The sequence below is a fragment of the Paenibacillus sp. FSL K6-2393 genome, assembly GCF_038002545.1.
GTDB lineage: Bacteria > Bacillota > Bacilli > Paenibacillales > Paenibacillaceae > Paenibacillus.
The window spans coordinates 740660-764863 of sequence record NZ_JBBOCU010000001.1; the positions used below are offsets into that span (position 1 = coordinate 740660).

Consider the following 24204-nt stretch of genomic DNA (forward strand, 5'->3'; position numbering starts at 1 on the left):
GGCTTTGTCCATGAGCGAAAGGGGAGTACTCACCGTGAGCAAGCTGTGGGGAGGACGTTTTACAAAACAAACCAATCATTTGGTTGAGGAATATACGGCATCAATCAATTTTGACAAAGCTTTGGCTGAGGAAGATATCCAGGGCAGTCTGGCCCATGTGACGATGCTGGGCAAATGCGGTATTCTTCCGGCGGAAGATGTAGAGACGATCAAAGAAGGTCTGATCACCGTTTTGCACAAAATCCGTGCAGGTGAAGTGGAATTCTCCGTATCGGACGAAGACATCCACATGAATATTGAGAAAAACCTGATCGAAACGATTGGCCCTGTAGGCGGTAAACTACATACAGGCCGTAGCCGGAACGACCAGGTTGCAACGGATATGCACCTATACCTGCGCGAGCGGGTGGTTGGCTTTGTAGGTATGTTGCATTCCTTGCAGGAAGCACTGATTGGACAAGCGAAAGATAACCTCGATACCATCGTACCGGGTTATACGCATCTTCAACGGGCCCAGCCGATTCTGTTCGCCCATCACCTGATGGCGTATGTATCCATGTTCCAACGGGATGCTGAGCGTCTGATGGACAGCTACAAACGCATTAACATCCTGCCACTGGGCGCAGGTGCGCTCGCGGGTACAACATTCCCGATTGACCGTCATTTTGTGGCGGAACAACTGGGCTTCGACGGCGTGTACGAGAACAGTCTGGACGCAGTAAGCGATCGTGACTTCATCGTTGAGTTTCTGGCGGCAGCTTCGCTCATCATGACTCACTTGTCCCGTCTGAGTGAAGAGTTGGTACTGTGGAGCAGCACAGAGTTTGGGTTCGTTGAACTGGACGATGCGTTCTGCACAGGCAGCAGCATTATGCCTCAGAAGAAAAACCCGGACGTTCCTGAACTCGTGCGTGGTAAAACAGGACGTGTGTACGGCAACCTGATTGGTTTGCTGACAGTATTGAAATCTCTTCCACTGGCATACAACAAAGACATGCAGGAAGACAAAGAAGGCATGTTTGATACTGTAGCGACGCTGGAAGGTGCATTGCAACTGTTCGCTCCAATGATCGCAACAATGACAGTGAACAAAGATCGGATGCGTCAAGCAGTCAACCAGGATTTCTCCAACGCTACGGATATTGCCGACTTCCTCGTGGGCGAAGGTTTGCCTTTCCGTCAGGCACACGAAGTGATTGGTAAAACAGTGCTGTACTGCATCCAGAACAGCAAGTATTTGCTGGATCTGACGATTGATGAATTCCGTCAGTTCTCACCACTGTTTGATGACCGGATCTATGATGTGCTGCAACCGGAAGCGGTAGTGAACGCGCGTAATGTTTACGGCGGAACAGCTTCGGGTCAAGTGGCTGAAGCCATTGGACGTAGTGAGAAGGTACTGAAGATTACCGAGCAATGGATTACGAACCGCGGTTAATGTCACGGTTACAATAGGTTGCCATACAGATACGACAGTACAATAAAAAAAAGCAGGCCAGAGAACTTTGTTCTCAGCGGCCTGCTTTTTGTGTTTTACAGCGATATGTTTTAAATATATTCAACTCAACCGCGAACGGAAGGAAGGTTGTTCTGTCATCGGAGTACCAGCCTTCTTTATCCTCAGTAGCTCCCAATGATCGACTAATCGCGCTTGGGCAAAGGCAACCATTTCAATACATCCTGGATCTTGGCATCCCAGTAGCCCCACTCATGTTCACCAGGCCCTTCCTCGTATGTCAATGCGAAGTTCGTTTGTTCACAGGCATGCCGGAAGGTTTGATTATCCTCATACAGGAAATCTTCCGTTCCGCAACATTGGTAGAGCAAAGGTCGAGGACTTTCGCTAGATTGATTTTCTTTTAACAGATGGATCAGATCGTTCTCTGTACCTGCCACCTCTGGTCCGAAAATTCGCTGTAACTCCGTCTGTTGCAATGCTGAGGATGCGTTTCTATCCATATGTGCAGACATATCGAGTGCTCCGGACAAACTTGCAGCTGCAGCGTATTGATCCGGTTTGCGAAGGGCCAGCTTGAATGCACCATAACCACCCATGGATAAACCTGCAACGAAGTTATCCTCACGTTTTGGTGACAATGGGAAGAAAGAGCGAGCGAGTGCTGGCAGTTCCTCACTGATAAAGCTCCAATAACGTCCCCCTTCTACCATATCTGTATAGAAGCTACGATGTACCTGTGGCATAACAACAGCGATCCCGAGGTTAGCTACATATCGTTCAATGGAAGTCCGGCGCAGCCAGATGGAATCATCATCAGACAGACCGTGCAACAGGTACAGGGTTGGGTGTAACCCTTTGCCAGTCACATTCTCCATACCGATCTGATTGTGGGTTTGTTGCGGCAGAATGACATGCATGCTGGTGCTAAGCCCGAGTGTATCCGAGTAAAAATCACATTTAATAAGTGCCATGAGTATAAGAAACCCCTTTCATAAGTTCGTTAACCACGTGTTCTGACATGAGACGATGGGATGGAAATCGGATGCCTAGGCCTCCAAAGTGTTTATATGTAACAGGTTATACGCATTACTCCTCCATTGCAATAACAAGATCTACAGTAGAAAACAAAGAATTTCACACCAGTGGTTAAAATGGAAGTCTGTAATCGGATCATCGATTTTTCAATGTGGTTTACAACGTAACAATGTTATGTTACACTCATTTCAATAAAAAGGGGGACCATATATGACGGATGATTTGATCTCCAAGAAAGAATTGTTGGACCTGACAGGAATCTCATACGGCCAGTTATACCGTTGGAAGCGGAAAAATCTCATTCCGGAAGAATGGTTCATTCGGAAGTCGTCCTACACCGGACAAGAGACCTTTTTTCCAAAACAACAGATTTTACTGCGCATTGACAAGATTCTTAATATGAAAGACGGATTATCGCTGGATGAGCTGGCAGACGTCTTCTCACCTACGTTGGGTGAAGTGGAAATGTCTCCACAACAACTGTTAGAGCGAAACATTGTTTCACAAATCTCGCTGGATCTGTTGAAAGAAGCAGGTCGGGAACAACCGCTGTATGCTTTGGAACAGATTATGATGCTCTACGTCCTTGATAAGCTGTTAATGAGCGGAGATATTACTCGGCAAGAGGGTGCGTTGCTGATTGAAGTGATGTCCGAACATTATTATCGTTTTACAGGCAAACCCAGCGAACTCGTGCTTATTCGTAAGATGGGTGTTCCTTCATTCATGCTGATAATAGCAGGAACGGAGTTTTATTTTGACAATGGTGTGAAGGTGGTTCTTAGGCAGCCGATGGGAACATTTATGGAAGAATTAAAACTCAAATTGGGATAAGGAGAGGATCATCTATGGAAGAACGAAATAAGCGGAATGATCTGAATGTGGCGGGCATAAGTCAAACGGCAGGCGGGAATTTTCACCGTGTATCTATTGATGGCATGGCTAAGGTGAACGGCAACCTGGACTGCACCTCTATGGAAGTAAATGGAACATTGAAGATGCACGGCGCTTTGAGCTCCGAGAGTGCAACGATTAACGGCATGTGTACGTTGAACGGTCCTTTGACCAGTTCTCGTGTTCGGGTGGATGGCATGACGACGATTAACGGAGATCTCCATAGCCCTGAGCTTGAAGTGAACGGAAAGTGTACCGTACGTGGAAGAGTGGATGGGGAACGAATTGATATTGGCGGTGTGATCGATATTGAAGGGGATGTCCAATGTGAGTCCCTGAATGTAAGGGGCAATATTAAGATCAGCGGCTTACTGAATGCGGGAACAGTGGAGATCAGGCTGCATACATCTTCTTCGGCTAAAGAGATTGGCGGAGAGCGTATCGATATTCGTCGCAAGGAACAACAGAATGGATTTTGGAAAAGTATTGGTCTGGGCGGGACCCCTTCTTTTAAGACATCCTTAATTGAGGGTGATGAGATTGTGCTGGAAGATACCGAAGCTGACATTGTTCGGGGGAGTAACATTTTTATCGGTCGCGGCTGTAACATCAGGCTTGTCGAGTATTCAGGTGAACTTGAGATAGATCAGGATGCCAAGGTGGGCAGCAGTCAGCGAATTTAAAGTTTGGATATGGAGAGAAAGGGATGGGATCGACATGAATAACAATCCTGGGCGTTCATTGGACAAAAAAATGGATATCAGCATCGTTGGTGATGGCAGTTCTTCTGGTGGCGTGTACGGCAAGATCAAGGTCGTAGGGGACGCGTCCTTTAACGACAATCTATCTTGTGATCGATTCAAATGTACGGGTACATCGGTCATATACGGATCGCTTGAATCCACAGATATTAAAATTACCGGCACCCTTACACTGAAAGAGCGAGAGGCCAGCAACGATGTTGAGGATGGAATCCAGGCATCTGGCCTGCATGCCAAAGCTGAGCATATAAAAGTGGTAGGCGAACTTCATCTGTCAGGGGATTGTCAGGCAGAAAATATCAAGCTGAACGGGCGTTTGACGATAGCGGGGATGCTCAGCGCTGAACACATGACGCTCAAAATCATGGGTCCATCCGAGGTCAAAGAAATGGGCGGTTCCATCATCTCGGTGAAGAGTGGCCGGTTGAATGACTTGTTTACGGGGAATAAATCAATTCTTAAAGCACAGATTATCGAAGGTGACGACATTGAATTAGAGAATACGGAAGCCGAGATTGTCCGTGGCGATAAAATAAAAATCGGTCCTGGCTGCCGGATTGGTACAGTGGAATACCGTTCATCTCTGCAAATTCATCCGCAATCGGAAGTTTTGCTGCAAAGCAATCGGTCCTTGGACTGATTAACGAAAACTTCTTTTCGGATATACTAATGCAGTCATATGAATAGAGCGTGAATGGAGAGATTGAGTACAATGGTTGCACGTAAAAACAGTATTGGATTGGTGCTGGCAGGGTTACTGCTCAGCATACTTATGGCTTCGATGGATAACACCATCGTGGCAACAGCTATGGGGGACATTGTCGGGAAGCTGGGTGGGCTCGACAAGTTCGTCTGGGTTACCTCCGCGTACATGGTGGCTGAGATGGCAGGGATGCCGATATTCGGTAAGCTATCCGATATGTATGGACGGAAGAAGTTTTTTGTATTTGGTATTATTGTGTTTATGCTTGGCTCAGCGCTGTGCGGAACGGCAACGTCTATTGTGGAATTGACGATGTACAGAGCGATTCAAGGTATTGGTGCGGGGGCCTTGGTGCCGATTGCCTTTACGATCATGTTTGATGTCGTTGCACCAGAATCTCGTGGTAAATTGGGTGGATTGTTTGGAGCCGTCTTTGGCCTGTCCAGCGTATTCGGACCTCTGCTCGGTGCTTACATTACCCAGTATGCGACATGGGAATGGGTATTCTACATCAACCTGCCACTAGGCTTGATTGCATTTGTGTTTATTGCCTTCTTCTACAAGGAGTCTCATCAGCATCAATCCCAACAGATCGACTGGCTGGGTGCTGTAACGCTGATCGGTGCTGTTGTGTGCCTGATCTTTGGTCTGGAACTGGGCGGCAAAACATTTGCCTGGGGTTCCTGGCAGATTCTTGGCTTGTTTGCGGGATTTGTAGCATTAGCGCTGCTCTTCCTTTTTGCAGAAACCAAAGCCAAAGAACCAATTATCTCCTTCAGCATGTTCCGCAACCGGGTCTACTGGTCCAGTAACGTTATTGGTATGTTCAGTGGTGCGGCGTTCATTACAGCATCCGTGTACATTCCGATCTTCATACAGGGGGTACTTGGTGGTAAAGCGACCAACTCCGGTCTTGTACTGCTGCCCATGATGCTTGGGTCTGTGGTGACGGCGTCCCTGGGCGGGGTGTTGATGACCAAAATCAAGTATCGCAATATCATGATCCCTACGTTGGCTCTGCTTGTCATAGGACTTGGATTGTTGACTACGTTGGATGAGAATTCATCCCTTTGGACGATACGTATCTACATGGTGATGGTTGGTCTTGGTGTCGGTGCTTCGTTCTCCGTACTTAGCAATGCAGCCATGAATGCGTTTGAACCGCAAAGACGCGGTGCGGCGAGTTCTACACTTAACTTTTTGCGGTCCCTCGGCATGACGATGGGCATTACGATCTTTGGTATCGTACAGAGCCAGGTATTTACGCGTAAAATGAACGATGCTCTCGCTGGTTCAGCTGCGGAAGCAGGCGGTGCTTCAGCGGGTGGCGTACCTCAGGGAGTGGATCTGACCGATCCACATGCGTTGCTCTCACCAGAACTCAGACAGGCGATTCCGCCTCAGGTGCTGGATACCATCACACATGCCCTGTCTTCTTCCATCGTACAGTTATTTGCCTGGGCTGTAATTCCGGCTGCACTCGCGTTGGTCGCTTCCTTCTTCATGGGAAAAGAGAAGATGGTTGTAGGCGAAGAGCAAGGCGAATACACAGGCGGTCACTAAACCGTTATGCATACGATACAGCGGCTACTCGTAATTTATAAAAACGAATAACTTATCTTAGCTTAAAACATGAAAGACACACTTCTCGCGTACCTGCAAAAGGGACGGGATGTGTGTCTTTTTGTTTTTGTTGGCTTCAGAACCTAAGGCTGTTTTGTATCGCTAATCCCGTCCTCGACCACAGAAGGCCCTTGTGGATCAGGCAGGCTGCTATGACCGGAGCGGGCAATCAGGCGATTCTGAGCTTTGTACGTGTCCCGTGTAATCGTTTTGGATTCGACCACTTTGCCGTCCAGCCTTTTGGTTCTTACCGTCTCGACAATATATCCGGGCTGTCCGTCTTGCAGCACCTGCTGTGCACCATCAGGCAGTACAGTACTGGACACATATTTTACTGGAACACTTAATGTTTCAATGGTACGAGATTCAAGGGCATAGCTGACATTCTCCGGGAATGTGCCGAAAAATTTCACCATCAATTGGTGGTTCTTCACCTCTGCATGAATGAGTAAGGACTTTCCAGTATTATTCTTGAAGCGAAAGTTGATGGCTCCCGAGGCAAAGGTGGCATCCAGTCCTTTTGGCAAATATTTGACCGGCAGGGAATGGTTGCGACGCTCAATAATATCAAGACCCGTCAATAGCGCTGCGTTATACACCGTACTGGATACCTGGCAGATCCCCCCGCCAATTCCGGGGGTAAGTCTTCCATTGACAATGACCGGTGCCTCACGAAACCCATAATCCTTCTCCGCTTTACGGATGATCTTCTCATAATCGAATGTGGCATCCGGTGGCAAAATCATGCCGTTAATCGCTTCCGCCGCTGCGCTGACATTATGTATCCGGCCTTCACTACTATTGCCCAGACCCGTGGAGAACTGGATGATCTTTCGGTCAATGCCTTCCTGGCGTAGCGAATCAAGGGTTACTTCAGGCTTCAGCGTATACAGTGGTACCTGGATCAGCAATGGGGCGGGTTTCTCATCCGGGTTGAGTACACTGAAATCCCTGTGCAGCTTCGTCTGAATGAGATTTGTGAGTGTATCCCAATCAATCCGGCGGACGCCCTTTTCCGGGATATACTGGACTTTGTCACTTGTGGTAATGCGGCGAACAGCGTCCGCAGGTGTACCGAAGGTTTCTTTTTCCCAGGCAGGGCTGAGATGTTCTTGGAGTGGTCTTGAGTTGTAGGTCATATCGAGAGAGAACTCTTTCGGAAAGTGATAACGTGCATAAGCGCGTTCCCACAGGTTACCTTCCTCCAGCTGCTGTATTGCGGACTCCAAGCTGTTAACGTTGTAACTCACCCCCACCTGAGCTGCGGTATACGACATCGTCTGGGGGTTGGGTTCAGTCACTTCAAAGGTGACAGGCCAGTCCTCCAGCTTTTGGATCTGTTCATCCAATTCATGCAATACGTTCTTGCGATTCTTCCCCTCCACCAGCATGCCGCCAACATGAACATCTTTGGGCAGGGCAGGTTGATTCACGTACATATACAGCAATCCATAAGACGCGGAGCCGATCAAGAGGATGGAGAATAGAACAATGACCGTCAAATGTATTTTTTTCATAACCGTACGCTCCTTTATACTTCGGTTGTTCCCGACTTTGTAACACTTTCTATATATATGATCCAATGCAGGAAAACTTTCGGGTACTCAATAGGTAACAAATTTGTTACAATAAACTTCATATGAATCCATGCTTCACCATTGAAACAGGAACGAAGTGGATTTTTTCCTGATGAAATTCAGGTCTTTTTAAAGGAAATGCCGGGATTGTGTCGAAATGATAATGGCTAACTATGCGAGCAGGAAGTGATGATGTGATAGAAATGCAGGACGTGTGGAAGACCTACGCCAATGGGACCCACGCATTACAAGGGGTGTCGGTGAAGATCGACCGCAATGAATTTGTCTATATCGTCGGTCCGTCCGGCGCAGGTAAATCGACATTTATGAAATTGATGTACAGAGAAGAAGTTCCGACCAAAGGACAAATATCCATTAACGGATTTAATATTGGTAAGTTGAAGCCAAGAAAGATTCCTTATGTGCGTCGTAACATCGGCGTTGTGTTCCAGGATTTTCGTCTGCTGCCACGGATGACAGCATTTGAGAATGTGGCATTTGCCATGGAAGTTATTGAAGCACCGAAGCGTCATATCAAGAAACGGGTGATGGAAGTGCTTGATCTGGTGGGACTGCGCAGCAAGGCGAATCGTGAACCTTCACAGCTCTCGGGTGGAGAACAGCAGCGTATTGCCATTGCACGGGCTATCGTCAATAACCCATCGGTTATTATCGCGGATGAGCCTACAGGTAACCTCGATCCGGAGACGTCGTGGGGCATTATGCAACTGCTGGATGAGATTAATTTCCGGGGAACAACCATTGTTATGGCAACCCACAACAAAGATATCGTGAATACGATGCGTAAGCGGGTAATCGCCATTGAACGTGGACAGATTGTACGGGATCAGATGAGAGGGGAATACGGTTATGAATTTTAGTACTCTCTTGCGCCATTTGCGGGAGGGATTCAAAAACGTATTCCGCAACGGCTGGATGTCTGTGGCCTCCATCATGTCCATCATTGTGTCCTTATTGATTCTTGGTGTGTTTATGTTGCTGGTGCTCAATGTGAACTCGATGGCGAATCAGGTTGATAGCCAGGTGGAGATCAGCACGTTCCTCGAACTGAATGTGGACGAGAACCTGCGTAACACACTGGAGCAAGAAATCAGCGCGATGCCTGAAGTAAGTGAGATTCGTTTTGTTTCCAAGGAAGAAGGACTCAAGGAGTTCCGTGAGCGTCTTGGAGAGAGTGCAGATAACGTGCTTAGCGGTTTCGATGTGGACAACAACCCACTGCCGGAGACCATTGAAGTTGAGGTCATTGAACCGGAAACCGTCACTTTTGTGGCGCAAAAAATCGAAGCTTTGAACGAAAAACACCCGGAGAAGCCAATCATGAAAGTGAACTACGGCAAGGAAACGGTGGAAGTGTTGTTCAAATTTACGAAGCTTGTTCGTAACATCGGATTTATTTTTGTTGGGGGACTGGGTCTCATGTCCATGTTCCTGATCTCGAATACGATTCGCGTAACGATTCTGGCACGTCGCCGGGAGATCGGTATTATGAAGCTGGTCGGCGCAACCAACACCTTTATTCGTTGGCCTTTCTTTATTGAGGGTGCACTCATTGGATTTATAGGCTCGGTCATTACAGTTGGTGTGCTGTTTGTTGGATACAGCCAGTTGATGAACACGATTGGTCAGGATGTTTTCATGCAGATGCTTAACTTGATTCCGCTCGGCGAAATCTGGGGGCTGTTTGGAACACTGTTGATCGGACTCGGTGTGCTGGTAGGTATTTTGGGAAGTACACTGTCCATTCGGAAATCACTCAACGTTTAAATTTTGTTTTCAACGATCGAATTGCAGAATATGTCGAAAAGAATGACAAAGCAGGTTCATTAATGGACGCTGTTTGACGATATGTAGGAAAGACGGAGTCTTTAAGATTGAAGAAAGCAAAGAACATGTTGTTCACCACCTGTGCAGGTTGCTTTCTTGTGAAATCATAGGATGGGGGATCATCATTTTGAAAAAAACTGCTTCGCTGCTGGCCTTTACGTTATTGGCCAGTTTGACGCTTCAACCTTCTGACGGATATGCCAAGAGTAGCATCAGCGATATTGACCAACAGATTCAGCAACTGGAGAGCAAGGCGGCTTCTGCCAAGCAGGAGCAAAAAAAAGCGGCTTCCAACAAAAAGGAAGCGCAGCATTACAAGAACAAAACCAACGCTTATCTGAAGGTTGTCATGGAACAGATCAATGTCGTTAGTGATGAACTGGCCAGTGTATCCTTGCAGATCGAGAACACGGAAGAAGATCTCCGTACAACGAAGAAAGATCTGCAAGCGGCAGAAGAACGCATTGTTGCAAGGGAAAAATTGTTGGAGTCACGTGTACGCCTGATGTACACGGACGGTGCTGTATCCTATCTGGATGTACTGTTGTCCTCTACCAGCTTCACTGACTTTCTGACTCGTGCGGATTCACTCAAAACGATCGTGGATCAGGATCAACATCTGCTGGATGAGCACAAAGCGGACAAGCAACTTGTTGTGGACAAAAAGGCAGAATTGGATGTGCAATATGCGGAAGCCAAGAGCCTGTATGCACAGAAGAAACAGCGCAAGTCCCAATTGAATGAAAAAGAAGCGGAAAAGCAAGTGCTTCTCGCTTCATATGATGCTAAAATTGAAGAGTCAGAAGAGTTGACACAAGAGCAGGAAGACGTATTAATGCAGATTGCCAGCAAACGTTCGGCACTTCTTCAAGAGAAAAATAAATTGCGTGAACAGCAAGCAGCCGCAGCGGCCAAAGCAAAAGCAGCGGCAGCAGCTCGGGCGAAGGCTGCTGCCAAGGCGCCAACCAGAGTGAGTTCGGATAGCAGCAGTGAGGTCACGTATTCATCCGGTAATGGTATCTTCTCAAGACCGGTATCTGGAGGACGTATTTCTTCTCCATTCGGTCCTCGTACCCATCCAATTACGGGCGTAGTGGGTAAGATGCATGCCGGTGTCGATTTTGCTGTTCCTCAAGGAACTTCAGTTCACGCTGCTTCTGGCGGAATCGTGATCATGGCTGAATGGTATAGCGGATATGGCTATACGGTTATTGTGGACCACGGCGGTGGACTATGGACGTTATATGGTCACTTGCGCGAAGGTGGATTCAAAGTCAGCAAGGGAGACACTGTAAGCAAAGGGGATACCATTGCTGAGTCAGGAAATACAGGGAACTCTACTGGACCTCACTTGCACTTTGAAGTGAGAGATAACGGTACCGCTGTAAATCCGATGAACTATTTGTAATTATTGCTCCATTGTTCGAATGGAAAAAACATATTCCGTACAAGCTAGACATATAATAAGCTGGCATGTTCAGGGAATGGATTCTCGCAACAATGGAATCGGACACGCTTCAAAACTAAAGGCGGTGACAAACGGATGATGAAGAAAAGATCGGCGCTACTGCTTGTCATTGTGGGTCTCCTGGGTGGTAGTTTGCTAACCCTGGTACTAATGACTTACCCGGGAATAGCAAATCAGACCACAGCGGGCGAAGGTTTGCTGGCTAGTGTAACCGGCAATACACAGCAGAAGAACGATTTGAAAAAGATTGAAACTGCGATGGATTTGATCTCAAGCAACTATTATAAAGACGTGGATCAGACCAAATTGATTGACGGTGCGATCAACGGCATGATGGAATCGCTTGGTGATCCGTACTCCAACTATATGGGGCAGGAAACGGCTGCTCAGTTTGAAGAGTCGATCGAAGGTTCATTTACCGGTATTGGCGCAGAGGTATCCTCACAGGATGGAAACGTTGTTGTTGTTTCCCCAATCAAAGGATCACCTGCCGAGAAAGCGGGTATTCGTGCAAAAGACATGATTATGTCGGTCAATGGCGAATCCCTGCAAGGGTTGGAACTGAACAAGGCTGTTAACAAAATCAGAGGTCCCAAGGGCAGTGAAGCGAAGGTACAGGTCAAACGTGCCGGATCTTCCGAACTGATTGAATTTGTGATTGTACGGGATGACATTGATCTGGAGACCGTATATGCTCACATGGAGGATGGCGGAATTGGCGTTATTGCCATTACTCAATTCTCTTTGAATACAGGTGATCGCTTCAAGGAAGAGTTGGCGAAGCTTGAGAAGCAGAACATGAAAGGTCTGGTCATCGATGTACGGAATGACCCAGGCGGTGTATTGCAAGTCGTTATTGATATTGCTGAACAGTTTGTTCCTAAAGGCAAGGTTATTGTGCAAGTTGAAGACAAGAACGGCAAAAAGGAACAAAGCAAGTCCAATGGATCAGCAAAGGCTTATCCAGTCACAGTCCTGATGAACAAAGGCAGTGCGAGTGCGTCGGAGATTTTGGCCGGGGCATTACAACAGTCAGCAGGCGCTAAGTTGATTGGTGAAAACTCCTTTGGTAAAGGAACCGTGCAGACGAGTTATGACAAGCAAATGGGTGACGGCAGCTTGCTGAAGATCACAATTGCCAAGTGGCTCACTCCGAACGGAGACTGGATTCATGAAAAAGGAATCAAACCGGATATTGCGGTAGACCAACCGGATTATTTCTCGGTGGCACCGATTAATAAAGAGAAGTTACCACTGAAATATGACAGCAATAGCACGGATGTGAAAAGTGCGCAGACGATGCTGAGAGGACTCGATTTCAAACCGGATCGTGTGGACGGATACTACGACCAGAAGACAGAAGAAGCGGTTAAAGCATTCCAGAAGCAAAAAGGCATTCAGGCTACAGGCCAGATTGACGAGAAAACCGCTGAATCACTGGAAGCGGCTCTGATTGAACGTATTGCCAATCCTCAATATGATGCACAGCTGAAACGCGCGATCGAAAATGTCTCGAAGGATATTTCGTCCGCTGTGTCGAAGCCATAAAGAAGGCTGATTTTCAGCCTTCTTTTTTTCTGAACCGGCTGAAAGAGAGGGGTGACCGACCACAATGGAATGGGTATGGCCGTGGTTAACTACATTAGGGGAAGCTTTGTTGCAGTTGTTTATTCAGCCGTTTTATTATATTGCGGTGATCCTGATTGCGCTGATCTATCATCGTCAGTTACTGCAGGAGCGTAAATTGTTCCATGTTCGTTTGCAAAGCTCGATAACACAGACGATTCGTGCGGTGCTCGGAGGCATACTCATCGGTACCATCGTCTCAATTGTGTCCCTATTCCTGGGTGCACATCTTACACTGGGAAGCCTGATATGCATATGGGCTGCAACATTAATTCTATCCTTGTTCCGTATCCGGTATCTGTGCTTTGCTTATGCGGCCGGGTTACTGGGTGTGTTGCAATTTGGTTTGAATCTGGCTTCAGGCTGGCAACCATCGGGTTGGATGGGTAGTGTAACGGAAACGCTACGTACCCTGGATATGCCTGCACTGCTTGTCCTGGCGGCGCTTCTACATATGGGTGAAGCCCTGTTGGTACGCATGCAGGGGGTATCGATGGCATCACCGCTTCTCTTCGAGGGAAAACGCGGGAAACTGGTTGGTGGATATCAACTGCAACAGTTCTGGGCCATTCCTCTACTAATTCTTGTCCCGGTCACAGGCAGTGGAGCGGAGCTGGCTTGGAATCCACTGATGAATGCAGGACATAGTTACATGCTGGTTGCGTTACCGATTATGCTCGGATTTGGTGAGATCACGCAGAGTATGCTTCCGGGACAAAAGGTACAGATCTCATCGAAGCGGTTGATGATATATGGGGCAACTTTGCTCGTGTTCAGTTTGCTTGCTGCATGGTGGTCTCCACTCATGTTGGTTGCTGCACTAATCGCATTTATTGGACATGAATTTCTGGTATGGTACAGCGCGTTTGAAGAGCAAAACCGCAGTCCGGTATTTGTCCATCCGCAGCATGGGCTGAAGGTATTGGCTGTTATTCCGGAGAGTCCTGCTGCAGATTTGGGGATTGAAGCAGGAGAGACCTTGTACAAGGTGAATGGTAAGTTGGTTCATTCGCCGGAAGAGTTACATCGTGCCCTGCGGATGAACCCGGCTTTTTGCAAACTTGAGGTTCGCAATCATCAGGGAGAAAGCAAGTTCATGCAACGAGCGATCTATGAAGGGGAGCATCATCAGCTTGGGGTCATTATGGCACCGGACAATCACGAGGTTTGGGCGATTCGGTTACGTCCACTGACACTGTTCCATATCATCAACCTCAAATTGTTGGCCCGTCTGAAAAAACCACAAAGGGACGAAGCTCCCTTGGCTTTACCGCCAGCCCCGGTGTCCAGTGATAAAGGGTCCGTGGAGATGTAACTAGCATACGTGATGAAGTATGTTTGCATAAATCAAGCAATGAAAAAGGTATTTCCTAACGCCGTCGCAGGCAAGGGAAATACCTTTTTTGTTATTGTTTTAACATAAAGATGGCGATTTGGGTTCGATCACGCAAGCTCAGCTTGCCGAGAATATCCGTGACGTAGTTTTTGACTGTGCCTTCACTGAGGAACAGTTTGGCGGCAATTTCCTTATTGGACAACCCCTCCGATATGGCTTCGGCAACCGCCAGCTCCATACGTGTCAGTCCAGAGGCTTCGATTGGGTTCTGTGTCAGGGGAATCGCAGCGGGACGGAGAAGGCCTGCCAATTTGCGGGCAATATCCGGATGAATTAACATATCGCCGTTATGTACGGTCTTGATGCCTTGAATGATCCGCTCAGGGGGCACATTTTTGAGTAAATAACCGCTTGCGCCATTCTGCAATGCCTGAATAATATACTCATCGTCGTCAAACGTAGTCAGCATGAGCACCTGGATTTCAGGAAAACATGACTTGATGCGTTTGGTACCTTCAACTCCGTCACATTCCGGCATCCGAATATCCATCAACACCACGTCCGCAGGCGTTCCTGCTTCAAGCAATTCCAACGCTTCCTGTCCATTTGAGGCTGTGCCTGTAACGCGAATGCCGGAGTCCAGTCCGAGCAGCACTTTCAGGCTCTCACGAATGAAGTAATCATCGTCGGCGAGAATCAGCCGAATAAGTGGGAGTTGGGCTGAATCATTGTTTTGGTTCACATCATTCCGTTTGGACATGAAAACATTCACTTCCTTTTTTCAGAGTATATCCATCTGGTTCGTTAATGGAATGCGTGTAATCACTGTATACGGATAAGCTGATTGAATCTCCAGGACTCCTCCCACCATTTGTGTGCGCAGAAGCATGCCTTCCTGTCCTATGCCATTTCGCTTGGAAGAATGAGGATTGATTTTGCCATCATTACTCACACTCATACACACTTCTTGATCCCCGAATACCAACTCCACTGTGATCGAAGAAGCATTTCCATGTCGCAGGGCATTGGTCAAGGCTTCTTTGGCATTTTTGAACAAAACGATCTGTATGCTGGGATACAGCACATGAGATGGGCCATGAACTTCATAATTTGTCTTCACGCCGGTATCTCTGCCCACTTCCTCTAGGAGACGATCCAGGGCGTAGGCTTCGGATGCATAGGAATTAGGTTGCAGTTTGTGCAGTGTGCTGCGCATATCATCCATACTGGTGGCCAATTGATCGCGAATCTGTCGCACCATTTCCGTTCCTTGTTCCATATTCAGGGGGAGGGTCAGCAAAGCGGCTTCCGACATCATTTTGGTGCGAATCAGTCGATGCCCGATATCGTCATGAAGCTGTCTGGAGATACGGGTACGTTCCTCTGCCTGAGCCACTCCTTCAAGTTGCTTTGTAAATAACAGCAGCTGCGCACGCGCTTCTTGTAGCTCGTAATGTTTGCTGCGGAGCTCGTCATAGACTTGTTCCAGTTGTCCGCGGCTGCTCGCCGTTCTTGATCCCTGCCAGGACAGAGCCGCTGTGATGAGCAGAAGCAGGTTGCCAAGAACCATCGCAATTGTCTCTGTGGAGAGTAATGCAGTGGCGGTTGTATTTAGTGTGGTTAACCCTGGCTGCGATGCCTGTGGGACAGAATAATGCCAATGCAAAGCGACATTGTTAGCAACGAGCTGAATCGCAAACATCAACCATCTCCGACTTCCCTCCAGTCTGTATATATATACGTAGAGCACGGATAGAGAGAGGAATAGCAGAAACGGTCCATACGAAACAATCAGCCAGCAGCTCCAGAGTATTTCGGCCAGAAGCAACAGCCATTGCTGTGTACTTGAACGGTTGAAATCTTTCCACACGGAGAGTCCAAGGGCGATGATGATATGCAGGGTGTAGACGGCTTCGTTTTCCAAGGGCAGCATCAACATGTACAGTACTGCTGGAACGATAATTAATCCGTATTGCAGAAACCGCATCGGCATATGTAAATGACATCCTTTATATAAAAAGTGGAGTAGAAAATCTCTTGGTAATGCGCCCTTGATTATACCATAAGCAGCATTCGAATCAGGAGATGACTTAAGTCACCTTCGATTCATGACTTTTCGTACCTTCGCTACAGATTGCGATCCGTTACAATAAAATTATGAAATCCAGCGGCGGAAGCCGAAACGGAAAAGGGGCGTATAAGGGATGGGCATACTTGAAGTAGATCATGTAGTAAAACGATACGGCAGCAAGCTGTCCGTGGATCATTTGAACCTTAGTGTTGGCAAAGGCGAAATTTTTGGATTGCTTGGTCCCAATGGAGCAGGAAAAAGTACCACCATCAGCATGATTGCAGGGCTCCTGAATATGGATCAGGGTGAGATCAGATTAGATGGGATCTCGGTCAAGGAGCGACCGCTTGAAGTAAAGCGCAAGATCGGACTCGTTCCGCAGGATCTGGCTTTATACGAAACCATGTCTGCTGCGGAGAATGTGACTTTCTTTGCCCGACTGTATGGACTGCGTGGAAAATTGCTTAAGGAAAGAGTGCTGGAGTCCCTTGAATTTGTAGGGTTGCAGGATAAAGCAAAGGATGCCCCCTCGACCTTCTCTGGTGGTATGAAACGCAGGTTAAACATCGCATGTGCGATTACACATCGCCCGGATCTAATTATCATGGATGAACCGACAGTTGGCATTGATCCGCAATCTCGGAATCATATTCTTGAATCGGTACGCACACTTAACAAGATGGGTTCAACGATCATATATACAAGTCATTACATGGAGGAAGTGGCGGCGATTAGTCACCGGGTTGCGATTATGGATCAGGGGCGAATTATTGCCTGTGGGACTGAAGCAGAGCTGAGAGAACGGGTAGCATCGGAGGAAAAAGTAGTGCTCTCCACTTCCGGTATCGGTGCCGACGTTGTGGAAGAACTGAAACTTCACCCTCGCGTGCGGATGGTAGACGTTTCAGAGAATACACTGACCATTACGCTGCCCTCGGCACAGCAGGATCTCCAGGATCTGCTCTTCATTTGCAGCAAACATGAAATATCCATTCAGTCGCTCAAGGTCGAAGAGCCGGATCTGGAAACGTTGTTCCTCAATCTGACCGGGCGTACGCTTCGGGACTAGGGGGAACAAGAGATGAATATATGGCATATTTGCATCTTTGAATTGAGGCGTATTCTTAAGATTCGATCTGTAGTGTTAAACCTGTTCATTTTGCCGTTGTTACTGATTTTTATATTGGGTACGGCACTTTCCAGTACGATGGGTACGGCGAAGGATGTTATTCCGGATACTGTACGTGTGGGAATCATCCATTTGAATACTGAATCTGGTGGAGGATCAAGTGCGGTTAATCAAGCACTGGATACATTCGTGAATTCCCCGGCGGTAGCTGAGATGGTCCAAGTGCAGAACTTTACGACAGAAGAAGAGGCAGTCCATTCACTGCGTACCGGCAAGCTAGACTTTGCTGTAATGATTCCTTCGGATTTTGAGCAAAACGTGATGACGGGGAAAGAGGCCAGGTTACAGTGGATACGAGGAAAGGACAACACACTTAATACCTTGGGTGAAACTTTGTTCACACGTTTTACGGATGAATGGAACCGACATATGGCGATTACCAAAGTGCTCGGTCGGGAAGTGACTACTGCCATGGCCTCTGCTTCGGAGTCTGGTACGGCGAATTCCACCTCTATTGCTGTCACTAATCCCGGTAAGACAGGTACGGCGTATAGTGCCTCCCAATACTATGCAGCTTCCATGCTGGCGATGTTCATGTTGTACTCAGGCATGACAACAAGTACCAGCCTTTTTGGAGAGCGTGATAACAAAACGTTAATTCGCCTTCAGGCTGCGCCTATAGGCAATGGAGTTATTTTCGCTGGCAAAATTGCAGGTAATAGTCTGCTCGCTTTCTTACAAGCAACAACGATCATACTTATGACGTATTGGTTCTATGGTGTAGATTGGGGAACGCATCCTTGGTATATTGTGCTCACTTGTGTATGTATCACATTGGCATCCATGACCCTTGGCGTGATCGTGGCATTGGTATGCAAAAGCTCGGCATCGGCCAGCGCAACCATCCAAGGTATCATCGTTGCAATGACATTTATTAGCGGTGGGTTCACGCCCATTCCGATTGATTTTGTACAACGGATTAGCGAATTTACGGTTAACCACTGGGCGCTCCAAAGTTTTCTGAGAATGATGCTGGATGCACCTGTACGAGAGATTGTATATAGCATTCTGATGTTAGGCGTGGTATGCGCTGTATTACTGTTCATCTCAGGATTGATCTATAGAAAGGCAGGATACCGATATGAATAGTCTACACATCGCCTGGTTGATGATTAGACGTACACTTGGCCGTAAAATGGGCTTCATTACGTTTCTGCTTCTGCCTTGCCTGGTGATTACAGGAGCGGTTGCTCTTTTTGGAAGCGAGCAGAGTGCACGTACTGTTATTCCCTATGTCAATGAGGATGGAGGGGTGGCAGGGACATGGATGATTCATGAACTTGCTGGCAAAGAGGAGTATCTGCTCAAGCCGATGAACAACCAAGCAGAAGTGAAGGAAGCCATCGCTCAGCAAAAAGGAAGTTCTGGCATCATCATTCCGGTACATTATACGGAGGATCTGTTACAAGGAAAGCCAACCGAAATTCAATTGGTGGAACTGCGTATAAGTGAAAGTTCCTATACTCTACGAGCAGCAGTTGAAGGTTTGACGAGCGGATTGCAACAATCTGCTTCAGCTGTTAAGGTGGCCGCAGGTCCTGTTTCAAGTGAGACTGAGATACTATCGAGTACACATAAGCCATTTGAACAGCTTTTACAGGAGATAGGAAAACATCAGGTTGCTGGTGAAGTCACCGATCTGCAGATCTATCCCAAGCCAGGCCTGAACAATGTGACTGGATTTACGATTATGTTTATGATGGGGCTGCTGACTAGTGCAGTGGCTGTGATAATGGAAGATCGCAGGAAACGTACGATGGCCAGAGTATATACGGCACCCGTCCGTGCATATGAGATTGCGCTTGGTAATTTCCTCGGCAGCTTTGTCATTGGTATGATTCAGATTGTTCTGGTTTTGGGAGTCAGCAGGTGGTTGCTGCATTATGATGCCGGTATTCCTTTTGGCATTCATTTCATCATCTTGGCCGCATTTATGCTGGTCTCCATGGGGATCGCAAGTACCGTGGCAGGATTAATCCGTAATCCCAAAAATGCCAACATGCTGAATTCACTTGTCATTATGCCAACCTGCATGATAGGTGGTTGTTTCTGGCCGATCTCGTTGATGCCGGATTATATGCAAAAGCTCGCCAACTTCGTTCCACAGAAATGGGCGATTCAGGCGGTGGAAACGATCTCTGCTGGCGGTACATTGTCGGATATCACATTGCCACTATTGATTTTGTTTGGCATGGCTGCCATTTTACTGACCGTAGGCTCTGCGATTCTACGCCCTAGCCAGCCAGGAGTAGAGGCATAAGGTAATACGACATAAAAGAAAGCACGCTCTGCTGAATTGAATTCAGTTAGAGCGTGCTTTCTTTGCATAAGGAATGATGCATTATGTGAGATATTGATGATTAAGGTTGGAGTTGCCGCAGGACCGTTATTTCAACCCGACGGTTCTTTTGTCTTCCGGCCGCTGTGGTGTTGTCACCCGTTGGGCGTGTATCCGCATATCCGGCATACTGGAAGCCGTCCGGGTTAAGCTTCTCTGTATCCAGAAAAAATCGTAATACAGACAGTGCGCGTTCTCCGGAAAGTTGCCAGTTATCGGTATAGGCGGAGTTAGCTCCCACAGGAATGTTATCGGTATGACCCTCAATGCTGACAACGGTATTCAGATCACGGAACAGGCTGGCAAGTTTACTGAGCGTTGGTGCTGCACCGTCCTTTAGAGCGGCCTGGCCCTGATCAAACAGGAAGCGGTCACTGAGGGTAATGGATAGGCCCTGTGGCTTGTCCGCAACAAAAATCTGATTTTCCAGTTTATTATCCTCGATATATTGGGTAATCACATTGAACAGATTTTGCAATTCCTGCTCCTGTGATCTGAACTGTTCTTCCCGTTCTGTGAGGGGCTTGTGGTCATCATCTGGTGTTGCAGTCCCGGTATCGGAAGGGTTTCCTTCACCTTTTGAAGGATCTTCACCCTGCACCTCGGATGGTGGAGTCTCTGTAATCGTTTGACCGGGTTTCTCCCCGAGTCCCTCACCAAGCTCAAGGATAGAGTCGGACGCATTAAATGTATTTTGTAATGATTGAGTAACGACGTCATATTTACCGGAATCCAGATTGCTCATGGCGTACATGATGACAAAAAAGATCAAAAGCAGAGTTATGAGATCGGCATAAGTAATCATCCAGCGATCCCGATGATCGATAGTTTCACGTTTTCCGCGCCGTTTACTGCGCCGACTCATCCAATCCCTCCTTTGCTAGGGGGCGTATATGCTGACGATGCGTAAGGGTGAAAGACTCCAGTCTTTTGCGTACAAGCTGGGGATTCTCACCGTTCTGAATGGCAAGTACACCTTCGAGAAGCATTTCCATGGTCTGCACTTCATCGGCACCTCTGGATTTGATCTTGGAGGCAATGGGCAAAAAGATAAGATTGGCACTGGCGACCCCATACAGGGTTGCGGTAAAGGCAACAGCAATGGCAGGTCCGAGTCCGGTTGGATCGGTCAAACTGCCAAGTACCTGAATAAGTCCCATCACGGTTCCGATGATCCCCATGGTTGGAGCGTACCCACCAGCGGATTCGAATATTTTGGCGTAGCCCTCATGTTTTTGTTCAATCGAGTCGATCTCCATCTCCAGGATCTGGCGAACCACATCCTGATCTGTACCATCAACAACCATCTGAATCCCGTCTTGCAAAAATGGATGCGGATGATCCATAACCTTGCGTTCCAATGCAAGTACACCTGAGCGGCGTGCGATTGAAGACATCTCCACCAGTTCTTCGACCCATAAGCCTGATTCATTGTTGTTACGTCCAAAAGCCATACGCAGGGCAGCTGGAATCGTACGAAGGCGATGCGCCGGGAAACTGGCAACCACAGCAGCAATCGTTCCACCGAATACAATTAAAGCAGCCGTTTTTTGCAGGAGACCGGACAATTGGCCGCCTTCCCACAAAAAACCGCTAATGACTGCGGCAATTCCGGCAATAATACCGATAAGTGTCGCAATATCCATAAATTAACCCACTCCTATCTTCATTTCACGTTTGCATCACTAAAACGAACGAGGTATAATTAAACGGGAACAAATATTCCTATTACTATAAGTTTTCCCATATGAAAATTCGGGGAACTTCGACAATATATAGTGACTATTATTTTAGACGATAGGGTGAGATACGGCAATGAGCGATATTATAATGAGCGACAAAACGTTCGAAATCGAGTCAGAGTTTTCTCCCCAAGGTGATCAGCCTGCAGCCATTAAAGAATTGGTGAAGGGTGTTCAGGAGGGGAAGAGGTACCAGACACTGCTGGGTGCGACGGGTACGGGTAAGACGTTTACGATAGCCCAGACGATAGCCCAACTGCAACGTCCTACGCTGATTATTGCACACAACAAAACGTTGGCAGCGCAGCTTGCAAGTGAGTTCAAAGATTTTTTTCCTAATAACATGGTTGAGTATTTCGTCAGTTATTACGATTATTTTCAGCCAGAAGCATATATCCCGTCCTCCGATACGTATATCGAGAAGGATTCAAGTATTAATGAAGAGATCGACAAACTGCGGCACGCAGCGACGAGTTCGTTGTTTGAGCGCAGGGACGTCATCATTGTAGCGAGTGTTTCCTGCATTTATGGTTTGGGTTCACCGCACTCGTATTCAAGCATGTTGCTGTCACTTCGGGTAGGCATGGAGAAACCGCGCAATCAGATTTTGTCTCGTCTGGTAGAGATCCAGTATCAGCGGAACGATATTAACTTTGTGCGGGGTACGTTCCGTGTTCGTGGGGATGTTGTTGAGATTTTCCCTGCCTCCAAGGGCGAACATGCAATTCGGGTTGAGTTGTTTGGTGATGAGATCGAGAAAATTACGGAGATTGATGTGTTAACCGGAGAGCTCATTGGCGAACGTGAACATATTGCCATCTTCCCGGCGTCTCACTTCGTAACGCAAGAAGAGACGATGAAGGTTGCGCTGGTGAACATTGAGCGTGAACTGGAGGAGCGTCTTGAAGTGTTGCGTGAACAGGGGAAACTGTTAGAGGCTCAGCGACTGGAGCAGCGCACACGGTATGATATCGAGATGATGAAGGAAGTTGGATTCTGTTCGGGGATTGAGAACTATTCCGGTCCACTGACTTTCCGCGAACGCGGCGATACCCCGTATACACTGATGGATTACTTCCCGGATGACATGTTGATCGTGGTTGATGAGTCTCACGTGACTCTGCCACAGATCCGTGCGATGTACAATGGTGACCAAGCGCGGAAGACAGTATTGGTTGAACATGGTTTCCGACTGCCGTCGGCGCTGGATAATCGTCCGCTCAAATTCGAAGAGTTCGAAGGCAAGATGGATCAGATTATATATGTATCGGCCACACCGGGCCCTTATGAGATTGAGCATACCGATACGATGGTGCAACAGATTATCCGTCCAACCGGACTGCTTGATCCAATCATTGAACTGCGTCCAACGAAGGGACAGATCGATGACTTGATCGGTGAGATTAACGACCGGATTGCCAAAGACGAGCGTGTGTTGATTACAACATTAACGAAGAAGATGTCCGAGGATCTGACGGATTATCTGAAGGAAGTTGGAATCAAGGTTCGTTATCTGCACTCCGAGATCAAAACATTGGAACGGATGGCGATTTTACGTGATTTAAGGTTGGGCGTTTTCCATGTTCTAATCGGAATCAACTTGCTCCGGGAAGGTCTCGATCTGCCCGAAGTATCCCTCGTAGCTATACTGGATGCCGATAAGGAAGGATTCCTGCGTTCCGAACGCTCACTGATTCAAACGATTGGTCGTGCAGCACGGAACAGCGAGGGTCGCGTTATTCTATACGGTGACAAAGTGACGGATTCGATGGATAAAGCGATAAAGGAAACAGAACGTCGTCGTGCAATCCAGATCGAGTACAACGAGAAACATGGAATTACACCACAGACGATTCGCAAAAAAGTGCGTGATGTGATTGAGGCAACCAAAGTTGCCGAATCCAAGAAAGACTATCTCACGGGCGCAGCCGAGAAGATGTCGAAGAAAGATCGCCAGGCGCTTATTCAGCGCCTAGAGGTAGAGATGAAAGATGCAGCCAAAAACCTGCAGTTTGAGCGTGCTGCCGAGCTTCGCGATGCGTTGCTGGAACTTCGCGCTGAATAAGATACTGCTTACTCATATGCTCCAGTTAAGATGGATCTGTAACAAGAGAACGGCCAATTGGCCGTTCTCTTGTTGAGTAAGGAAATCGCTTATATCTACCGATAATAAGAGATGTTGAAATCTTGAATTCGGGTCTATACTGATAGAAATGTTGAAATTGGTTAAAAGGTTTATAGGAAAGCAATCGGGAGTCGTGTCCCCCTGAGAGTCAAGAGCGCCCCGGTGTTGAACTCGGAGCCGAGCCGAAGGCAATGGCGACCTTGTCGCGAACGTGGCGAAGCCGAGAGCGTCCCGCTCTTGACCTTGGAGCCGAGCCAAAGGCAATGGCGACCTGCCGCGATCAAGGCAAAGCCGAGAGCGTCCCGCTCTTGACCTTGGAGCCGAGCCAAAGGCAATGGCGACCTGTCGCGATCAAGGCGAAGCTGAGAGCGTCACTCTCTTGACCTTGGAGCCGAGCCAAAGGCAATGG

20 protein-coding genes are annotated in these 24204 nt (G+C 47.7%); 14 read left to right on the forward strand and 6 right to left on the reverse strand.

The window, feature by feature from the left end; genetic code table 11:
- Window positions 1–34: 34 nt before the first annotated feature.
- A complete protein-coding gene (argH, locus tag MHI14_RS03125; RefSeq protein ID WP_341131671.1) occupies window positions 35–1438 on the forward strand; it encodes an argininosuccinate lyase in 1404 nt (467 codons plus the stop codon).
- A gap of 203 nt (window positions 1439–1641) precedes the next feature.
- Here argH and MHI14_RS03130 read toward each other — a convergent pair whose 3' ends face one another.
- Window positions 1642–2430, reverse strand: coding sequence for an alpha/beta hydrolase (locus MHI14_RS03130; protein ID WP_341129878.1), 789 nt, complete (start codon window positions 2428–2430; stop codon window positions 1642–1644).
- Window positions 2431–2704: 274 nt separating this feature from the next.
- Between MHI14_RS03130 and MHI14_RS03135 the strand changes: the two genes are divergently transcribed.
- The 4 genes from MHI14_RS03135 (at window position 2705) to MHI14_RS03150 (ending at window position 6415) form a co-directional block, all read left to right on the forward strand.
- Window positions 2705–3328 carry a YhbD family protein gene (locus MHI14_RS03135; protein WP_340964680.1) on the forward strand — a complete coding sequence of 208 codons (624 nt, stop codon included), beginning with the start codon at window positions 2705–2707 and terminating at the stop codon, window positions 3326–3328.
- 14 nt (window positions 3329–3342) lie between these two features.
- On the forward strand, window positions 3343–4071 hold the full coding sequence (locus MHI14_RS03140) for a polymer-forming cytoskeletal protein (protein WP_340912484.1): 729 nt from the start codon (window positions 3343–3345) through the stop codon (window positions 4069–4071).
- Window positions 4072–4105: 34 nt separating this feature from the next.
- A complete protein-coding gene (locus MHI14_RS03145) occupies window positions 4106–4789 on the forward strand; it encodes a hypothetical protein (RefSeq protein WP_340912485.1) in 684 nt (227 codons plus the stop codon).
- 72 nt (window positions 4790–4861) lie between these two features.
- Window positions 4862–6415 (forward strand): MDR family MFS transporter, encoded by a 1554-nt coding sequence (locus MHI14_RS03150; protein WP_338588675.1) that lies wholly within the window; start codon window positions 4862–4864, stop codon window positions 6413–6415.
- A gap of 143 nt (window positions 6416–6558) precedes the next feature.
- On the opposite strand, the gene MHI14_RS03155 is transcribed toward MHI14_RS03150, so the two are convergent.
- Entirely contained in the window at window positions 6559–7992 is a 1434-nt protein-coding gene (locus tag MHI14_RS03155) for a VanW family protein (RefSeq protein ID WP_341129879.1), read from the reverse strand.
- Window positions 7993–8246: 254 nt separating this feature from the next.
- Here MHI14_RS03155 and ftsE point away from each other — a divergent pair, with 254 nt between their 5' ends.
- The 5 genes from ftsE to MHI14_RS03180 all read left to right on the forward strand — a co-directional run bounded on the left by ftsE (window position 8247) and on the right by MHI14_RS03180 (window position 14309).
- Window positions 8247–8933 carry a cell division ATP-binding protein FtsE gene (gene ftsE / locus MHI14_RS03160; protein ID WP_024631580.1) on the forward strand — a complete coding sequence of 229 codons (687 nt, stop codon included), beginning with the start codon at window positions 8247–8249 and terminating at the stop codon, window positions 8931–8933.
- Window positions 8923–9840: a permease-like cell division protein FtsX gene (gene ftsX, locus MHI14_RS03165; RefSeq protein ID WP_091036421.1), complete on the forward strand. Its 918-nt coding sequence runs from the start codon at window positions 8923–8925 to the stop codon at window positions 9838–9840. The genes ftsE and ftsX overlap by 11 nt, the downstream gene beginning before the upstream one ends.
- Window positions 9841–10027: 187 nt before the next feature.
- Window positions 10028–11308: a murein hydrolase activator EnvC family protein gene (locus MHI14_RS03170; RefSeq protein WP_091036424.1), complete on the forward strand. Its 1281-nt coding sequence runs from the start codon at window positions 10028–10030 to the stop codon at window positions 11306–11308.
- 135 nt (window positions 11309–11443) lie between these two features.
- A complete protein-coding gene (locus MHI14_RS03175) occupies window positions 11444–12916 on the forward strand; it encodes a S41 family peptidase (RefSeq protein ID WP_074096593.1) in 1473 nt (490 codons plus the stop codon).
- A 64-nt stretch (window positions 12917–12980) separates the two neighbouring features.
- On the forward strand, window positions 12981–14309 hold the full coding sequence (locus MHI14_RS03180; protein WP_341129880.1) for a PDZ domain-containing protein: 1329 nt from the start codon (window positions 12981–12983) through the stop codon (window positions 14307–14309).
- Between the two features lie 91 nt (window positions 14310–14400).
- Here the strand turns inward: MHI14_RS03180 and MHI14_RS03185 are convergent, their stop codons facing one another.
- Complete coding sequence (locus tag MHI14_RS03185) at window positions 14401–15090, reverse strand: response regulator transcription factor (protein WP_341129881.1); 690 nt, start codon at window positions 15088–15090, stop codon at window positions 14401–14403.
- Between the two features lie 21 nt (window positions 15091–15111).
- Complete coding sequence (locus MHI14_RS03190) at window positions 15112–16323, reverse strand: sensor histidine kinase (protein WP_341129882.1); 1212 nt, start codon at window positions 16321–16323, stop codon at window positions 15112–15114.
- Between the two features lie 211 nt (window positions 16324–16534).
- On the opposite strand from MHI14_RS03190, the gene MHI14_RS03195 reads away from it, so the two are divergent.
- Genes MHI14_RS03195 through MHI14_RS03205 form a run of 3 tightly spaced genes read left to right on the forward strand, consistent with a single transcriptional unit; the run spans window position 16535 to window position 19850 of the window.
- Entirely contained in the window at window positions 16535–17470 is a 936-nt protein-coding gene (locus tag MHI14_RS03195; RefSeq protein WP_341129883.1) for an ABC transporter ATP-binding protein, read from the forward strand.
- 12 nt (window positions 17471–17482) lie between these two features.
- Window positions 17483–18679 (forward strand): ABC transporter permease, encoded by a 1197-nt coding sequence (locus MHI14_RS03200; RefSeq protein ID WP_341129884.1) that lies wholly within the window; start codon window positions 17483–17485, stop codon window positions 18677–18679.
- The gene (locus MHI14_RS03205; RefSeq protein WP_341129885.1) at window positions 18672–19850 is read left to right on the forward strand and encodes an ABC transporter permease; all 1179 of its coding nucleotides are present in this window, start codon (window positions 18672–18674) and stop codon (window positions 19848–19850) included. The genes MHI14_RS03200 and MHI14_RS03205 overlap by 8 nt, the downstream gene beginning before the upstream one ends.
- A gap of 100 nt (window positions 19851–19950) precedes the next feature.
- Here MHI14_RS03205 and MHI14_RS03210 read toward each other — a convergent pair whose 3' ends face one another.
- Both MHI14_RS03210 and MHI14_RS03215 read right to left on the reverse strand, forming a co-directional pair.
- Window positions 19951–20793, reverse strand: coding sequence for a flagellar motor protein MotB (locus tag MHI14_RS03210; protein ID WP_341129886.1), 843 nt, complete (start codon window positions 20791–20793; stop codon window positions 19951–19953).
- Entirely contained in the window at window positions 20777–21574 is a 798-nt protein-coding gene (locus MHI14_RS03215) for a flagellar motor protein (protein WP_062837042.1), read from the reverse strand. The genes MHI14_RS03210 and MHI14_RS03215 overlap by 17 nt, the downstream gene beginning before the upstream one ends.
- Before the next feature lie 169 nt (window positions 21575–21743).
- Here MHI14_RS03215 and uvrB point away from each other — a divergent pair, with 169 nt between their 5' ends.
- A complete protein-coding gene (uvrB, locus tag MHI14_RS03220; RefSeq protein WP_091013102.1) occupies window positions 21744–23735 on the forward strand; it encodes an excinuclease ABC subunit UvrB in 1992 nt (663 codons plus the stop codon).
- Window positions 23736–24204: the final 469 nt, after the last annotated feature.

Bases quoted from the DNA above. Each gene is read 5' to 3' on its own strand.
- MHI14_RS03185 (WP_341129881.1), bottom strand. From the start codon at position 15,090: ATGTCCAAACGGAATGATGTGAACCAAAACAATGATTCAGCCCAACTC.
- ftsX (WP_091036421.1), top strand. From the start codon at position 8,923: ATGAATTTTAGTACTCTCTTGCGCCATTTGCGGGAGGGATTCAAAAAC.
- MHI14_RS03150 (WP_338588675.1), top strand. From the start codon at position 4,862: ATGGTTGCACGTAAAAACAGTATTGGATTGGTGCTGGCAGGGTTACTG.
- uvrB (WP_091013102.1), top strand. From the start codon at position 21,744: ATGAGCGATATTATAATGAGCGACAAAACGTTCGAAATCGAGTCAGAG.
- MHI14_RS03180 (WP_341129880.1), top strand. From the start codon at position 12,981: ATGGAATGGGTATGGCCGTGGTTAACTACATTAGGGGAAGCTTTGTTG.
- MHI14_RS03175 (WP_074096593.1), top strand. From the start codon at position 11,444: ATGATGAAGAAAAGATCGGCGCTACTGCTTGTCATTGTGGGTCTCCTG.
- MHI14_RS03205 (WP_341129885.1), top strand. From the start codon at position 18,672: ATGAATAGTCTACACATCGCCTGGTTGATGATTAGACGTACACTTGGC.
- MHI14_RS03140 (WP_340912484.1), top strand. From the start codon at position 3,343: ATGGAAGAACGAAATAAGCGGAATGATCTGAATGTGGCGGGCATAAGT.
- MHI14_RS03130 (WP_341129878.1), bottom strand. From the start codon at position 2,430: ATGGCACTTATTAAATGTGATTTTTACTCGGATACACTCGGGCTTAGC.
- MHI14_RS03200 (WP_341129884.1), top strand. From the start codon at position 17,483: ATGAATATATGGCATATTTGCATCTTTGAATTGAGGCGTATTCTTAAG.
- MHI14_RS03135 (WP_340964680.1), top strand. From the start codon at position 2,705: ATGACGGATGATTTGATCTCCAAGAAAGAATTGTTGGACCTGACAGGA.
- MHI14_RS03195 (WP_341129883.1), top strand. From the start codon at position 16,535: ATGGGCATACTTGAAGTAGATCATGTAGTAAAACGATACGGCAGCAAG.
- MHI14_RS03190 (WP_341129882.1), bottom strand. From the start codon at position 16,323: ATGCCGATGCGGTTTCTGCAATACGGATTAATTATCGTTCCAGCAGTA.
- MHI14_RS03210 (WP_341129886.1), bottom strand. From the start codon at position 20,793: ATGAGTCGGCGCAGTAAACGGCGCGGAAAACGTGAAACTATCGATCAT.
- MHI14_RS03145 (WP_340912485.1), top strand. From the start codon at position 4,106: ATGAATAACAATCCTGGGCGTTCATTGGACAAAAAAATGGATATCAGC.
- MHI14_RS03155 (WP_341129879.1), bottom strand. From the start codon at position 7,992: ATGAAAAAAATACATTTGACGGTCATTGTTCTATTCTCCATCCTCTTG.
- MHI14_RS03215 (WP_062837042.1), bottom strand. From the start codon at position 21,574: ATGGATATTGCGACACTTATCGGTATTATTGCCGGAATTGCCGCAGTC.